Raw genomic sequence first — 15182 nt, forward strand, 5'->3', positions numbered from 1 at the left:
GTGCTCTCCTTTGTCCTGAGGTGTTGCGCAGTAGTTCTTAGGTAAACGTCGACGGCAGCCGGGATGGTTCCCACGCCGCGAACTTCGGTCAGCCTGCGGCCACCAGAGCACGTAACCGGACGATGGCCTCATGGACGGCCGCGAGGCGAATATCCCAGCGCGAACCACTCAAATGCAGCTCGTGGACTCCAGTGCTGTCGGAGCTTCCCGGAGGTCCGGCCAGACCGAGAAATACGGTCCCGACGGGATGGCCGCCGTGGGGTTCCGGACCGGCGACCCCGGTGAGCCCGACGCCCCAGGTGGCTGAGCAGCGCTGTTGAGCGCCGACGGCCAGTGCCCGGGCTGTCGGCGCGGCAACGGGCCCGACGTCTGACAGCAACTCGGGTGCGACGCCGGCGAGCGCGATTTTGGTGCCTTCGGTGTAGGTGACCAGGCCGCCACGCAGTACCGCGCTGGCGCCGGGGACACCGGCCAGTGTCGCCGCCAAAAGCCCGGCGGTCAGCGATTCCGCGGTGGCCACACTCTGCCGCCGCGCGATCAGGTCGGCGATGAGGCCACGCGCCTCGTCACTGACCAGCGGGTCGTCCACGGGAATCCTTCACTGCCGATACGACGTATTCGACGCCGGTGAGCACGGTCAACACGATCGCCAGGGCCATGATCACCCACGCGACCGTCAGCCAGACACCGGCCAGCGGCAGGATGAACAGGCCGATCGCGACGGCCTGGACCAGGGTTTTCAGCTTCCCGCCGCGGCTGGCCGCGATGACCCCGTGGCGCAGCACCGCAAAGCGAAGCACCGTGACACCGAGTTCACGGACCAGGATCAGCACGGTCACCCACCACGGCAGGTCGCCCAGCATGGACAAACCGATCAGCGCGGCGCCGATCAGTGTCTTATCGGCGATGGGGTCGGCGAGCTTGCCGAATTCGGTCACCATCCCGTAGTTACGGGCCAGCTGACCGTCGAAGCGATCAGTGATGACCGCAACCGTGAAGATGATGAAAGCGGTTACCCGACTGGCAGTTTCGTGCCCGTCACCGGAGAACAATGCGAGCAGGAAAACCGGCACCAGCACCAGTCGAACTGCGGTAAGAGCATTGGCCAGGTTGTATACCGAAACGCGCGGAACCGCCGGCGGAGTTGCCGGCGGGATTTCTGAGGAGCCTGGCACGTGATCAGAATATCTGTTGGCAGTACGCGCGCCGACAGCCGATACTGTGCAGCCGTGAGCACGGGTGCAGGTGAACAGGTCCAACAGCCGGTGGTGCGTCGCGCACGCACGTCCGATGTGCCGGCCATCAAGCGCCTGGTCGACACCTATGCCGGCAAGATTCTGCTGGAAAAGAACCTGGTCACGCTGTATGAGGCGGTTCAGGAGTTCTGGGTGGCCGAGCAGGACGGTGACATCGTCGGCTGCGGCGCGCTGCATGTGCTGTGGTCCGATTTGGGCGAGGTACGCACCGTTGCGGTCAATCCGAAGGTCAAAGGTCAAGGTGTCGGCCACGCGATCGTGGTCCGACTACTCGACGTCGCACGCGATCTGCAGTTGGAGCGGCTGTTCGTGTTGACCTTCGAGACCGATTTCTTCGGCAGGCACGGGTTCACCGAGATCGATGGCACCCCGGTGACAGCTGAGGTCTACGAAGAGATGTGCCGCTCCTATGACCTCGGTGTCGCCGAGTTCCTCGACCTGTCCTACGTCAAGCCCAACATCCTGGGCAACTCCCGGATGCTGCGCATTCTCTGAGCCGCTGAGCGTTGAGTGAGCACTCACGTTCGAGATTTGCCCAGAGTGTGCGACGTCAGCGCTCACTCAATGTGACTGTGCATGGCCGAGTACCCGCAATGCGTCCAGCTGGCAGTCTTCCCCGGCATGACCCGGGTTTTTGCCGGTAGCGAGGCACTCGCAACGGGCCAGGTGAACCGCTATCAGCTCAATCAGAAATTTCAGCGGGTGTTCCCTGATGTGTACGCACCACCTGGGCCGCTGAGCTTGCAGGACCGCACCGTGGCCGCCTGGCTGTGGTCAGGTCGTCAAGCGATCGTCACCGGCCGGGCCGCTGCGGCGCTGCACGGCTCGCGATGGGTCGATCCCAATGTTCCGGTCGAATTGAACTTCGCCAACAACCGCAGTCCCCGCGGGATCGTCACTCGCCGCGACAATCTGCTCGCCGACGAAATCGCGCACCGCAGTGGATTGCCGGTGACCACAGTGCCCAGAACCGCATTCGACCTGGCGCGCCGCGGCCCGCGTCGCCGCGCGATCGCCGACGTGGATGCGTTGGCCAACGCGACCCACCTGACCGGCGATGAGGTCCTCGCGATCGCCGAACGCCATCCGCACCTTCGAGGATCACGGCGCTTGGCGTCCGTATTGGACAGTGTGGACGATGGAGCGCAATCGCCGCAGGAAACGTACCTTCGGCTCTCGCTGATCGACGCCGGCTTCCCGGCACCGCAGACGCAGATTCCCGTCGCACGGCCAGATGGCCGTTGGTACTACCTCGATATGGGTTGGCCCGACATCATGGTCGCCGTCGAGTACGACGGTGAGCACCATCGCACCGACCGACCACGCTATGCCGGCGATGTCGTTCGGCTGGAATACCTGGCCTCAGTGGGCTGGATCGTCATACGAGTGCTCGCCGATCATCGACGCGCCGAAATCATCGATCGGGTGCATCGCGCGTGGGAGGCCAGGTTAGGCCGTGCCGGTTAGAAGTCCGGCTCCACGTCCCCGCCGTTGGCATCGCCACCGCCGCGGATCAACATCAGCGTTCCGGCGAGTTCATCGGGTTTGACCAGCACCTCGCGCGCTTTGGAACCCTCGGACGGCCCGACGATCTGGCGGGTCTCCATCAGGTCCATCAACCGGCCGGCCTTGGCGAAACCGACCCGCAGCTTGCGCTGCAGCATCGACGTCGAGCCGAACTGACTCGACACCACCAGCTCGACGGCCTGCAGGAAGACGTCCATATCGTCGCCGATATCGGGATCGACGTCGGTGCGCTCGCCCGTCGACTTGGCAGTGGTGACGCCCTCGAAGTACTGCGGTTCGGCTTGGGTCTTGGTCGCCTCGACCACGGCCTGAATCTCTTCATCGGAGATGTAGGCGCCCTGCAGGCGGATCGGCTTGTTGGCACCCATCGGCAGGAACAGGCCGTCACCCATGCCGATCAGCTTCTCGGCGCCCGGCTGATCCAGGATGACCCGGCTGTCCGTCAGCGATGACGTGGCGAAGGACAGTCGCGACGGCACGTTGGTCTTGATCAGACCGGTGACCACATCGACCGACGGCCGCTGGGTGGCCAGCACCAAGTGGATGCCCGCGGCACGGGCCTTCTGGGTGATCCGCACGATCGCGTCCTCAACATCACGCGGGGCCGTCATCATCAAGTCGGCGAGCTCGTCGACGATCGCGAGGATATAGGGATACGGCTTGTATACGCGTTCGCTGCCCAGGGGTGCGGTGATAGCACCGGATCTCACGTTCTTGTTGAAATCGTCGATATGCCGGACCTTGTTGGCCTGCATGTCCTGGTAACGCTGTTCCATCTCCTCGACCAACCAGGCCAGCGCGGCGGCTGCCTTCTTGGGCTGCGTGACGATCGGGGTGATCAGATGCGGAATGCCTTCATACGGCGTGAGTTCCACCATCTTCGGGTCGATCAGGATCATCCTGACCTCGTCGGGGGTGGCCCGTGACAGCAGGGACACCAGCATCGAGTTCACGAAGCTCGACTTACCCGAACCGGTCGAACCGGCCACCAGAAGGTGCGGCATCTTGGCGAGGTTGGCCGAGATGAAGTTGCCCTCAATGTCTTTGCCGAGTCCGATCACCAGCGGATGATGATCGCGACGGGTCGACGGCGCGGTGAGGACGTCCGCCAAGCGCACCATTTCCCGGTCGGTGTTGGGCACCTCGATACCGACAGCGGACTTGCCGGGGATCGGCGAGAGCATCCGGACGCTCTCCGTGGCGACCGCGTAGGCGATGTTCTTCTGCAGCGCCGTGATCTTCTCGACCTTGACACCGGGGCCGAGTTCGACCTCGTAGCGGGTGACCGTCGGACCCCGAGTGCAGCCGGTGACGTTCGCGTCGACCTTGAACTGCTGCAGAACCGACTGGATGACCTCGACCATCTTGTCGTTGGCCGCGCTGCGCAGCTTCGGCGGATCGCCCGCGACCAACAGGTCAAGCGACGGCAGCACATACGGGCCCTCGACGACGCGATCCAGCGAGAGCACGTCCTCTTTCGGGGCAGCCTGGACCTCTACGGGGACATCGGCTTTGACGCTGCGACGCTTGGCTTTTCGAGCGACCGCCGGCTCGGGGATCGTGGGCGCGTCGTCGATCTGCACTGCCTCGTCGAGCGGGTAATTCTGCTGCGGCGTGCCACCGGGCCATGCGGCCAGCTCGTCGTCACCGTAGGAGGACGGGTCGTCGTAATAGCCGTCGGAGAAGTCGTCCTCCCCCGCTTCTTCTGCGGTCTCGTCGTAGTCGTCGTACTCGTCGTAATCCGCGTCATCGGCGCGGCGCAGCATCCCGGTGCTGAACATGTCGCGGAGTGTCTCCGGGACCTCCCGGATGGTGGTGCCGGTCAACAGCAGCACGCCGAACAACACGGCGATGAACAACAGTGGCGCAGCGATCCACACGCTCAGTCCGTCGGCCAGTGGGCCGCCGAGCGCGAACCCGACGAACCCGGCGCCGTGCTGGCGGCCGTCCGGCGATTCCGGCGACCCGGCCCACATATGCCACAACCCCAACCCGGGTAGCGCGATCATCGCCGTCCCCAGGATCAGCCGGGGCCGGCTCTCGGGGTTGGGTTCGGTGCGCATCAAGGTCACCGCGATCACGGTGATCAGGATGGGCAACAGCACGACACCGGTGCCGACAAATGTGCGCAGCGCCCCATCGATCCAGGCGCCGACCGGTCGGGCCGCGTCGAACCAGGAACTCGCGGCGATCACCACCGCCACGCCCAGTAGCGCGAGGGCAATACCGTCGCGGCGGTGGCCGGGGTCGATATCGTGCGCGCGGCCGACGGAACGTGCTGTCTTGCCCGCGCCCCTGGCCAGCATCAGCCAGGAAGCGCGGGAGGCGCGGCCGACTGCCACCCCGGCCGAGGCGATGGGTGACCCTTTCGGGGGCCCACTGCGCCGACGGGCGGGTTTTGCGGCTTTTTTCCGGGGGGCCGCAGGCCGCGCAGAGGACCGCGAACTGGCCTTTGACCTGGTCGTTCGGTTACCTGACTGCGCAGCGGTCTTGCTTGCCATGGGGAGAGCCTAATCGCAACTGTCCCATCTGCACCATAGGCCACACTGGTCACGCGCTAACCGGCCGGACATCCCTGATCAGCCGCGCAGTAGGGTGGCACACGTCACGCCGGTGCTCACGAGGAGAATCTCCTATGCCTACAGCAACGCCTGTAGTTGTCGTCGCAACCATGACCGCCAAACCGGAGTCGGTAGACACCGTGCGCGATGCCTGTAAGAAGGCGATCGAAGCGGTGCACGGCGAGCCGGGTTGCGACTTGTACGCACTACACGAGGCCGACGGCACGTTCGTCTTCGTCGAGCAGTGGGCCGACGCGGACGCCCTACAGACCCACAGCACCGCACCGGCGGTCAGCGCGATGTTCGCCGAGATCGGTGGGCTGCTCGACGGAGCGCCGGATATCAAGGTGTTGCAGGCCGTGCCCGCGGGTGATCCCGCCAAGGGTCAGCTCATCCGCTGAGATGGGAGCCCAGGGCGGTCAAACGTTGACCGGAAAAGTCGCCTTCATCACCGGTGCGGCCCGAGGTCAGGGGCGCGCGCATGCGGTCAAGTTGGCCTCCGAAGGCGCCGACATCATCGCGGTGGACCTCTGCGACCAGATCAGCTCGGTGCCGTATCCGATGGCTACCCCCGACGACCTCGCCGAGACCGTCAAGCTGGTGGAGGATCTCGGCACCAGGATCTTCGCCGCACCCGCCGATGTCCGCGATCGGGCGGCACTGAAAACCGCGTTGAAGCAGGGCGTCGAGGAGTTCGGCCGCCTCGACATCATCATCGCCAACGCCGGAATCGCACCGATGGCCGGTGACGATGCCTGGCAGGACGTCATCGATGTCAATCTCACCGGGGTTTACCACACCATCGACGTCGGCATGCGACCGATGATCAAAGCGGGCAACGGCGGGTCCATCGTGTTGACCAGTTCGGTCGCCGGGCTGGTCGGTCTGGCCGCACCGCAGGCCGGTTCCATCGGGTATGCGGCGGCCAAACACGGCATGGTCGGGCTCATGCGGGTGTACGCCAATCTGCTGAGTTCGCTGAATATCCGGGTCAATTCGATCCACCCGGCCGGGGTGCGAACCCCCATGGTCGAGAACGAGTTCACCCGCAAGTGGCTCGACGACATGGTCAACAACGAGGGTGGCAACAGCTCGGTCCAGATGGAAACCGTTGAGGCCGAGGACATCGCAGACACGGTGGCCTGGCTGGTCTCGGATGCGGCCCGTCATATCAGCGGCGTGACACTGCCGATCGACGACGGGTACGTGAACAAGCGCTGATCGGCGCTCGACTCATAGGGGCCAACTGTCCGTGGCGGGGGCAAACCGAAGGGGTACACCTGGCGGGAGTGGGCGCCGCTCGGCAGTGGAGATGGCATCGATCATCAACGCGACATAGCGCTGCCATCCGTCGGCGTCCGGGTCCATCGTCCACAACACGCTGTTGAGCATCATGATGATCCGGGTCAGATCATCGGTGACCAGGTCGGCCCGCACCAAGCCGGCCCGCTGCGCGCGGGCAGTCAAGTCGGTGAGCGCTTCCTCAAGACCCGCCGTGACATTCGCCAGGGCGTCGACCCGGCGCGCCACCACCAAGATGTTGTGCTCACGAGCACCGAATGCCGTGGCCGCGCTGATTAATTCAGAAAGGCCCTGGAGCGGGTCTTCATTGCCTACGGCCTGTTCGATTGCCGGCGCAAAGCTCTCGGCGATGCTCTGATCCAGCGCGGCCCGCACCAGATCCGCCTTACTGGGGAACCGGCGGTAGAGCGTGCGCACCCCTACCCCGGCCCGGCGGGCGATCACGTCGACGGGGGCATCGGATCCGCTGTCGGCATACACCTCACGCGCGGCACGCAAGATGCGGTCAGCATTGCGGGCAGCGTCGGTCCGCAGTTGCCTACCCTCCGCGACCGCCACCCGCCCAGGATAACTGACAGTTGACTGTCAGTTACTCGGAATCTACGCTCGGACTAAGTGGCAGTCGACTGCCGATTAGCCCGATTTCCCCCTCATGAGGAGCGCCGATGACCCCACCCCTACCGGTCATACCTGCCGCGCGCGCCACGCAGTGCCCTCTCGCGCCGCCGGCCGAGTTCACGCAGTGGCGGGACGCCGGCGGGCTGCAGAAGGCGACCTGGCAGGGCAAGGAAGTATGGATGATCAGCCGGTACGCGGATATCCGAGCGGCACTGGTCGATCCGCGCCTGTCCGCCGACACGATGGCCTACAGCGTCGAGATCACGGCCGACCAGAATGTGCCGTCGATCTTCCCGCGCCTCGACGACCCCGAACACAACCGGCTCCGGCGCATGATGACCAGGGACTTCACCTTCCGCCGCGGTGAGACGATGCGCCCGCAGATTCAGGGGTTGGTAGATAGCTTCCTGGACCAGATGATCGCCGCCGGCCCGCCCGCGGATTTGGTCCGCGCGTTCGCCCTGCCGGTGCCGTCGCTGGTGATCTGCCTGCTGCTCGGCGTGCCCTACGCCGACCACGACTTCTTTCAACGCGCCAGCACCACCGGTCTCGACGCCAACGCCACTGACCAGGAGAAAGCCGAGTCGAGCTTGGCACTGTTCACCTATATGACCGAACTGGTGGCGCGGAAGGAACGCAAACCCGGTGACGACCTGATGACCCGGCTCATCACCGACTACGTCGCCACCGGTGAACTCAGTCGCGAGACCGCCGCGATGAACGGCGTGATCATGCTGGCCGCCGGGCACGAGACGACCGCGAACATGATCTCGCTGGGAACGCTGGCGCTGCTGCAGAATCCGGATAGTTTCACCCGGTTGCGCGATGCGAATGACCCGGCGACGATCGCGAACCTCATCGAGGAACTGATGCGTTACCTGACGATCGTGCACAGCCTGATCGATCGGGTCGCCCTTGAAGACCTCACGATCGCCGGTCAGCTGATCCGGGCCGGCGAAACCGTACTGATGAACCTGCCTGCCGGCAATCACGACCCGGCGTTCGTCGAGCGCCCGGGTGACCTTGACCCCGACCGCAGCCCAAAGGGTCACCTGGGCTTCGGTTTCGGTGTGCATCAGTGTCTGGGACTGAACCTGGCTCGCGTCGAGATGCAGGTGGCTCTGTCCACACTGGCCCGACGGCTGCCGGATCTAGAATTGGCCATCCCTGCCGAACAGCTGGTCTTCCAGAACAACAAGGAGATTTACGGTGTGACGGCATTGCCGGTCACCTGGTGAGTCGATCGCTAGTCGATTTCTAAGACGGTCGGCACGATCATCGGCTGACGCCGGTAGGCCTCGCCCACCCATTTGCCGACAGCCCGTCGTGCCGCCTGCGCGATCCGGGTGACATCGGTAACCCCTTCGGCCGCAAGCTTTTCCAGATCGGCTTGCACCTTCGCCGTTGCCGGTTCCAGCGCCTTGGGATCCTCGGAGAAGCCGCGCGAATGCAATTGCGGCGGAGCGGCCAACTTGCCGGTACCGCGCCGCACCACCACCGTGATCGCGATGAATCCCGCCGACAGCACCAAGCGCTCACCGAGCGTGGCGTCACCGACATCGCCCGTGACCAGTCCGTCGACGAACATCTTTCCGACCGGCACCGCCCCGGCGATACTCGCCTTACCGCCGACCAAGTCGACGCTCACACCGTTTTCAGCCAGCACGATATTCTCAGCAGGCACACCGGAACTGACCGCCAGCGCCGCGTTCGCGCGCAGGTGCCGCCACGTTCCGTGCACGGGCATCACATTGCGTGGCCGCACGCCGTTGTAGAGGAACAGCAACTCACCGGCGTAGGCATGGCCCGACACGTGGATCCGGACCTGCTGATTGGTGACCACGCGCACTCCGATCTTGGCGAGTGAGTCGATAACGCCGAAGATCGCTTCCTCGTTGCCGGGAATCTGCGATGACGACAGGATGATCAGGTCGCCGTCTGTCAGGGTGATGCTGCGATGCTCCCCGCGCGACATCCGCGACAGCGCTGCCATCGGCTCACCCTGGGTGCCGGTGGTGATCAGCACAATCCGGTCGGCGGGCATCATCTCGGCAGCATTGATATCGATGACATTGTCATCATCGACATTGAGGAAACCCAGTTCGCGCGCGATACCCATATTCCGCACCATCGACCGGCCCACGAAGGACACCTTGCGGCCCAGCGCCACAGACGCATCGATGATCTGTTGCACACGAGCGACATTCGATGCGAAGCAGGCCACGATGACGCGGCCTTCGGCCGATCTGATCAGCCGGTGGAGGTTGGGCCCGATCTCGCTTTCGGACGGTCCCACCCCGGGAATCTCGGCGTTGGTGGAATCGCACATGAACAGGTCGACACCGGCGTCGCCGAGGCGGGACATGCCGGGCAGATCGGTGGGGCGGCCGTCGAGCGGCAGCTGATCGAGCTTGATGTCACCGGTGTGCAGAATGGTGGCGCCGCCTGCGTAGACGGCGATCGCCACAGCATCCGGTATCGAGTGATTGACCGCGAAATACTCACAGTCGAAGACGCCGTGGTTACTGCTCTGGCCTTCGGCAATCTCGGTAAAGACCGGTTTGATGCGGTGTTCGCGACACTTGGCGGCGACAAGAGCCAGGGTGAACTTGGTGCCCACCACCGGGATGTCCGGGCGCAGCTTGAGTAGATGCGGGATCGCCCCGATGTGATCCTCGTGAGCGTGGGTCAGGACCAGCGCCTCGATATCGTCGAGCCGACCCTCGATATGACGCAGATCCGGCAGGATGAGGTCGACACCGGGTTCGTCGTGCCCAGGGAACAACACTCCGCAGTCAACGATCAGCAACCGACCCAGATGCTCGAAAGTGGTCATGTTGCGACCGATTTCGCCGATACCGCCCAGCGCGGTGATGCGAATGCCGCCGGCGGCCAGTGGCCCGGGAGGTGCGAGTTCGACGCTCATCGCAGCACCGCGGCAGCCCGCAGGTCGGCGGCCAGCTCGTGGGCCTGCGCTTCGGTCGCCGGCACCTGGGGCAACCGGGGATCGCCGACCTCGATGCCCAACAACCGCAGGCCGGCCTTGGCCAACGTCACCCCGCCGAGTCGGTTCTGGGCGTCGTTCAGCGGGCCGAGTCCGGCGTTGATCTTTCGCGCGGTCGCCACGTCACCGGAGTTGAACGCCGACAACATGTCTCGCAGCGATCCGGCGGCCAGATGCCCCCACACACTGATGAATCCGACTGCGCCCATCGCCAGCCACGGCAGGTTCAGGGCATCGTCGCCTGAGTAATAGACCATTCCGGTCTCGGCGATGATCTGGCCGCCACCGTGCAGGTCGCCCTTGGCGTCTTTGATGCCGACGATATTGGAATGTTCGGCCAGCTTGCGGATCGTGTCGAACTCGATGGGCACCACCGAGCGGGGCGGAATGTCGTAGAGCACCACCGGTAGGTCGGTCGCATCGGCGACAGCCGTGAAGTGGGCGTGCAAACCGACCTGGGATGGCCGCGAGTAATACGGGGTGACCACCAGCAGACCGTGTGCGCCTTCGGCGGCAGCGGTCTTGGCCAGGTGGATGCTGTGGGCGGTGTCGTAGGTGCCCGCACCGGCGATGATGCGGGCCCGATCGCCAACGGCCTCGAGGACCACGCGTAGCAGTTCGCGCTTCTCGTCATCAGTGGTGGTCGGGGACTCGCCGGTGGTCCCGGACACCACCAGCCCGTCGCAACCAGCGTCGATGAGATGGGTGGCCACCTTCTTGGCGGTGGCCGTATCCAGCGAGCCGTCCGGGTGAAACGGCGTCACCATGGCCGTCAACACGGTGCCCAGACGTGCTGGGGCATCGAATCCGCTGGTACTCACGGCCCCCAGATTACCGTGTAAGTCCAACCGGTTAAGCCTCGGTCGCTCTGGCACATGCCCTCGGCTCAGGCTTGTGTCTCTGTGCAGTCAGCGCCCGCAAGCCTTCGCCTCCTTCGTCGGCTCAGGCTTCGGTCGCCAAAGGACTGGTCGCCACCTCGCTACCGTCCGCCATCACGCTGATCTCGAAATCGGCGAAAACGGTGGGCGCCACTTCGGTGAGCTTCCGCAGGCAGGCGATGGCGAGCCGGCGGATCTCGACATCGGCGTGCTCACTGGCCCGCATCGCGATGAAGTGCCGCCAGGCCCGATAATTACCGGTGACGACGATGCGGGTCTCGGTGGCGTTCGGCAACACCGCGCGGGCAGCCTGCCGCGCCTGCTTGCGGCGCAGGGTCGCATTGGGAATGTCCGCGAGTTTGGCTTCCAGGCGAGTCAGCAGCTCGACATATGCGGCGCGGCTGGCGTCTGCGGCGGCCAGGAACAGTTCCTGTAACTCGGGGTCGTCCTCCAAACCGGGCGGCAGCACCACCTCGGCGTCGTCAGCAGGCACATAGCGTTGCGACAGCTGCGAGTAGGAGAAGTGTCGATGCCGAATCAGCTCGTGGGTGCAGGAGCGGGAGATCCCGGTGATATAGAACGACACCGACGCGTGTTCCAGGACAGAGAAATGCCCCACGTCAATGATGTGCTGGATGTACCCGGCGTTGGTGGCTGTCCGTGGATTGGGTTTGGACCAGCTCTGATAACACGCCCGCCCGGCGAACTCGACCAGCGCCGCCCCGCCCTCGGCGTCGGTGCTCCACGGAACATCGGGTGGTGCCAGGAACTCGGTCTTGGCAATCAGTTGCACGCGCAGCGGCGCCGTCTCGGCCACGGCTCACCCTAACCGCAACGCTCAATCGGTCAGTAGGCCAGCGCGCCGCATCGCGGTGGTGATCAGCTCGAAGTCGATGGCACCGTGAGTGCGCGCCAACGCGTCGGCGTCGTCGCCCCGGCCGTCGGCGATGGCCGCGACGAGGTGTTCATGGTCATGCAGGGCGCGTAACTCCATGGTGCGCATGGTTGACGGCTCGCCCCACGGGTGCGCGGGCGAACCAATGGAGACCGACGCTTTGAGGTCGAGCAATACCTGTTTGAGCACGTCGTTGTGGGCGGTATCCATGATGGCGAGGTGCAGCCGGCTGTCCGCCTGCTGAGCAGCAAGTCCGCTCTCAGCCGTCCGGTAGTCCTCAAGCCTCTGCCCGAGCATCGCGATGTCGGCTTCCGTCCGCGACTCGGCTGCCGCGCGGGACACCACGCCCTGCAACCGGCAGATCGCGTCGCAGCGGTCGTGGAGCTCGCCAAGGCGGGTCCGCAATGTGCGCCCGACGGCCTCGGTGGACGAGGCCGGCCATTGGTCGACGACGTACGAACCACCGCCGCGACCCCGTCGGGTTTCGAGCAGACCGCGGTCTACCAGGCGGGCCAACGCGGCCCGCACCGTCATCCGGCCGACCCGCAGGGACGTCGCGAGATCGCGTTCCACCGGCAGCCGCGCACCGGGCAGGTATTCGCCAATCGCGATCGCAGTGATCAGGCGGTCGGTGATCTCGTCCACCCGGGTCGACGAATCGAGTTGCTGCCCAAGTAGACCCGGTGCCCGGTGAGCGCCGGCCAGTGAGCCGGCCACCGAACCTGTGTGCGCCATAGGGCGGAATCCCTCCGTCGTCACCGTCATGTTAATTCGTCTGAAATGGTCTTGCCAAGAGACCTTTAGCGATCCATGCTGTTGCGATGCCACAAGACACCCGCCTCGTGCCGTTCCGCGGGCACCACACCTGGGTCCAGCTCACCACCCCGGCTTCTCCGCAGGTGGGAGCGCTGCCGCTGATGGTGCTGCACGGCGGCCCCGGCATGGCACACAACTACGTGCGCAATATCGCCGCCCTGGCCGACGAAACAGGACGAACGGTCGTGCACTACGACCAGATCGGCTGCGGGAACAGCACCCATCTTCCCGACGCCCCCATCGACTTCTGGACGCCGGAACTGTTCGTCGACGAGTTCCACACCGTCCGCGCCGCCCTCGGTATCGACGACTATCACCTGCTTGGCCAGTCCTGGGGCGGCATGCTCGGCGCCGAGATTGCCGTTCGCCAGCCCACCGGTTTGGCGTCGCTGTCGATCTGCAACTCCCCGGCCTCGATGACGCTGTGGATGGCCGCCGCGGCCGAACTGCGGGCGCAGCTCCCGACCGGGACCCAGGCAGCCCTCGACCGCCATGAGGCCGACGGCACCGTCACCGACCCCGAATACCTGGCGGCCACCAGCGAGTTCTACCGCAGGCACGTGTGCCGGATCGAGCCGGTGCCACAGGACTTCATCGACAGCGAGGCACAAATGGAGGCCGAGCCGACCGTCTACCACACGATGAACGGCCCCAACGAGTTCCACGTGCTGGGCACACTGAAGAGCTGGAGCATCGTCGATCGACTGCCGCAGATCACCGCACCGACGCTGGTCGTCGCCGGCGAGTTCGACGAAGCCACGCCGGCGACCTGGGCGCCCTACGCCGAACACATCCCCGACGTTCGCAGTCACGTCTTCCCCGGCGCCAGCCACTGCAGCCACCTCGAGCAGCCAACGGAATTCCGTTCGGTGATAGCGCAATTCCTCGGTACCCACGATTTCGACAGGACACCGTCATGACCTCTTCGACGCCGACACCCACCACCGGCAAAGGCCAGCCGACCCTCGAATCCTTCGGCTATGCGCAGGAACTCAACCGGTCCATCTCGACATTCGACCTGCTGGTCTACGGGCTGGTGTTCATGGTGCCGATCGCCCCGTGGGCGATTTTCGGCACGGTCTACAACAGCGCGTCGGGCATGGTGCCGCTGGTATACGTCATCGGCCTGATAGCCATGGTTTTCACCGCCCTGGCGTATTCACAGATGGCCAAGTCGTTTCCGCTGGCCGGTTCGGTCTTCTCCTACGTAGGTCGCGGAATCCATCCTGCCGCAGGATTTTTCGCGGGCTGGGCCATTCTGCTGGATTACCTGTTGGTGCCGACTCTGCTCTACGTGTTCGCTGCCGAATCCATGATCGGTCTCTTCCCTGGCACACCCCGGTGGTTGTGGGCGGTCGTCTTCGTCATCGTCAACACCATCATCAACCTGCTCGGCGTCGGAACGTTGAAGATCGCGAACCGCGTCTTCTTGGCGATCGAACTGGTCTTCGTGGTGATCTTCGTGGTCATCGCAGTCCGGGCCATCAGTGGTGCCAGCCTGCCGAACGTCGGCTGGAGCACGACGCCGATCTGGAATCCCGAACTCGTCAGCGCCCCGCTGATCGCTTCGGCCCTGTCGATCGCCGTTCTGAGTTTCCTGGGATTCGACGGGATCTCTACCCTCGCCGAGGAATCCACCGGTAAGCGTAATCCGGCCGGCCGGGCGATGATCATCGCACTGTTCGTGGTGGCATTCCTGTTCGTCACGCAGACCTGGTTGGCCAGCCTGCTCGCCGGAGGCCGCGAATCGTTCAGCGATGACGAGGTGGGTAACGCGTTCTTCACCCTCGTGCAGGCGGCGTCCAACACCGGATGGATGAACGCGTTCTTCGCCGTCAACGTGATGGCAGTGGGCTTCGCCAACGCGATGGCCGCCCAGGCTGCCACCAGCCGGTTGCTCTTCTCTATGAGCCGCGACCGTCAGCTACCCGCCTTCCTGTCGAAGGTCAGCGCCAGGAAGGTCCCGCAAGCGGCACTGCTGACCGTAAGCGCGTTGAGCATCGTGCTGGTGCTGTTCTTCGTCGGCCAGATCGGACTGATCTCATCGCTGGTCAACTTCGGTGCACTGTTCGGCTTCTGCCTGCTGCACGTCTCGGTGATCTGGTACTACCTGGGGCGTAAGAAGTCCAAGAACTACCTGCTGCATGGAGTCGTCCCGACGTTGGGCTTCCTGATCATCGGTTACGTGCTGTTCAACGCCGATCCGGCGGCGAAGATCGGCGGACTGGTGTGGCTGGTTCTCGGGGCGATCGTCTTCGGCGTCAACATCATTCGCGGCCGCGGTGTCCCGGCACTGAGCGAGGAACCCACCGACGCGTGAGCGGT

14 protein-coding genes and 1 pseudogene are annotated in these 15182 nt (G+C 64.8%); 7 read left to right on the plus strand and 8 right to left on the minus strand.

The genetic code is table 11. The features are described 5' to 3' along the window. Positions 1–88: 88 nt before the first annotated feature. Positions 89–589: a CinA family protein gene (locus tag ADBZ9O_RS22330; protein WP_526525094.1), complete on the minus strand. Its 501-nt coding sequence runs from the start codon at positions 587–589 to the stop codon at positions 89–91. Further along, complete coding sequence (gene pgsA / locus ADBZ9O_RS22335) at positions 567–1175, minus strand: CDP-diacylglycerol--glycerol-3-phosphate 3-phosphatidyltransferase (protein WP_526525095.1); 609 nt, start codon at positions 1173–1175, stop codon at positions 567–569. The genes ADBZ9O_RS22330 and pgsA overlap by 23 nt, the downstream gene beginning before the upstream one ends. 54 nt (positions 1176–1229) lie before the next feature. Between pgsA and ADBZ9O_RS22340 the strand changes: the two genes are divergently transcribed. Together ADBZ9O_RS22340 and ADBZ9O_RS22345 are read left to right on the plus strand one after the other, a co-directional pair. Continuing rightward, positions 1230–1751: an amino-acid N-acetyltransferase gene (locus ADBZ9O_RS22340; RefSeq protein ID WP_526525096.1), complete on the plus strand. Its 522-nt coding sequence runs from the start codon at positions 1230–1232 to the stop codon at positions 1749–1751. Positions 1752–1832: 81 nt separating this feature from the next. Continuing rightward, positions 1833–2723, plus strand: a complete 891-nt coding sequence (locus tag ADBZ9O_RS22345; RefSeq protein ID WP_526525097.1) for a type IV toxin-antitoxin system AbiEi family antitoxin — start codon at positions 1833–1835, stop codon at positions 2721–2723. Here ADBZ9O_RS22345 and ADBZ9O_RS22350 read toward each other — a convergent pair. Next, positions 2720–5456: pseudogene (locus ADBZ9O_RS22350) on the minus strand (DNA translocase FtsK 4TM domain-containing protein). The gene ADBZ9O_RS22345 and the pseudogene ADBZ9O_RS22350 overlap by 4 nt on opposite strands. On the opposite strand from ADBZ9O_RS22350, the gene ADBZ9O_RS22355 reads away from it, so the two are divergent. Both ADBZ9O_RS22355 and ADBZ9O_RS22360 read left to right on the plus strand, forming a co-directional pair. Continuing rightward, on the plus strand, positions 5419–5745 hold the full coding sequence (locus ADBZ9O_RS22355) for a putative quinol monooxygenase (RefSeq protein WP_526525098.1): 327 nt from the start codon (positions 5419–5421) through the stop codon (positions 5743–5745). The pseudogene ADBZ9O_RS22350 and the gene ADBZ9O_RS22355 sit on opposite strands and share 38 nt — an antisense overlap. Before the next feature lies 1 nt (position 5746). Then, positions 5747–6565, plus strand: a complete 819-nt coding sequence (locus tag ADBZ9O_RS22360; RefSeq protein ID WP_526525099.1) for a mycofactocin-coupled SDR family oxidoreductase — start codon at positions 5747–5749, stop codon at positions 6563–6565. 12 nt (positions 6566–6577) lie between these two features. Here the strand turns inward: ADBZ9O_RS22360 and ADBZ9O_RS22365 are convergent, their stop codons facing one another. Continuing rightward, entirely contained in the window at positions 6578–7204 is a 627-nt protein-coding gene (locus ADBZ9O_RS22365; protein WP_526525100.1) for a TetR/AcrR family transcriptional regulator, read from the minus strand. A gap of 107 nt (positions 7205–7311) precedes the next feature. Between ADBZ9O_RS22365 and ADBZ9O_RS22370 the strand changes: the two genes are divergently transcribed. Next, positions 7312–8502 (plus strand): cytochrome P450, encoded by a 1191-nt coding sequence (locus ADBZ9O_RS22370; RefSeq protein ID WP_526525101.1) that lies wholly within the window; start codon positions 7312–7314, stop codon positions 8500–8502. A gap of 8 nt (positions 8503–8510) precedes the next feature. Here the strand turns inward: ADBZ9O_RS22370 and ADBZ9O_RS22375 are convergent, their stop codons facing one another. The 4 genes from ADBZ9O_RS22375 to ADBZ9O_RS22390 form a co-directional block, all read right to left on the minus strand. Then, the gene (locus ADBZ9O_RS22375; protein ID WP_526525102.1) at positions 8511–10190 is read right to left on the minus strand and encodes a ribonuclease J; all 1680 of its coding nucleotides are present in this window, start codon (positions 10188–10190) and stop codon (positions 8511–8513) included. Further along, positions 10187–11089, minus strand: a complete 903-nt coding sequence (gene dapA, locus ADBZ9O_RS22380; protein ID WP_526525103.1) for a 4-hydroxy-tetrahydrodipicolinate synthase — start codon at positions 11087–11089, stop codon at positions 10187–10189. Before dapA ends, ADBZ9O_RS22375 begins: the two co-directional genes overlap by 4 nt. A gap of 121 nt (positions 11090–11210) precedes the next feature. Beyond that, entirely contained in the window at positions 11211–11963 is a 753-nt protein-coding gene (thyX, locus tag ADBZ9O_RS22385; RefSeq protein ID WP_526525104.1) for an FAD-dependent thymidylate synthase, read from the minus strand. A gap of 21 nt (positions 11964–11984) precedes the next feature. Then, positions 11985–12776 (minus strand): FadR/GntR family transcriptional regulator, encoded by a 792-nt coding sequence (locus tag ADBZ9O_RS22390; RefSeq protein ID WP_526525105.1) that lies wholly within the window; start codon positions 12774–12776, stop codon positions 11985–11987. A gap of 86 nt (positions 12777–12862) precedes the next feature. Between ADBZ9O_RS22390 and ADBZ9O_RS22395 the strand changes: the two genes are divergently transcribed. Continuing rightward, positions 12863–13777, plus strand: coding sequence for a proline iminopeptidase-family hydrolase (locus ADBZ9O_RS22395; protein ID WP_526525106.1), 915 nt, complete (start codon positions 12863–12865; stop codon positions 13775–13777). Continuing rightward, positions 13774–15177 (plus strand): amino acid permease, encoded by a 1404-nt coding sequence (locus ADBZ9O_RS22400; RefSeq protein ID WP_526525107.1) that lies wholly within the window; start codon positions 13774–13776, stop codon positions 15175–15177. Before ADBZ9O_RS22395 ends, ADBZ9O_RS22400 begins: the two co-directional genes overlap by 4 nt. Positions 15178–15182 lie beyond the last annotated feature (5 nt).

This window comes from Mycobacterium sp., from assembly GCF_965229105.1.
Classification (GTDB): Bacteria; Actinomycetota; Actinomycetes; order Mycobacteriales; family Mycobacteriaceae; genus Mycobacterium.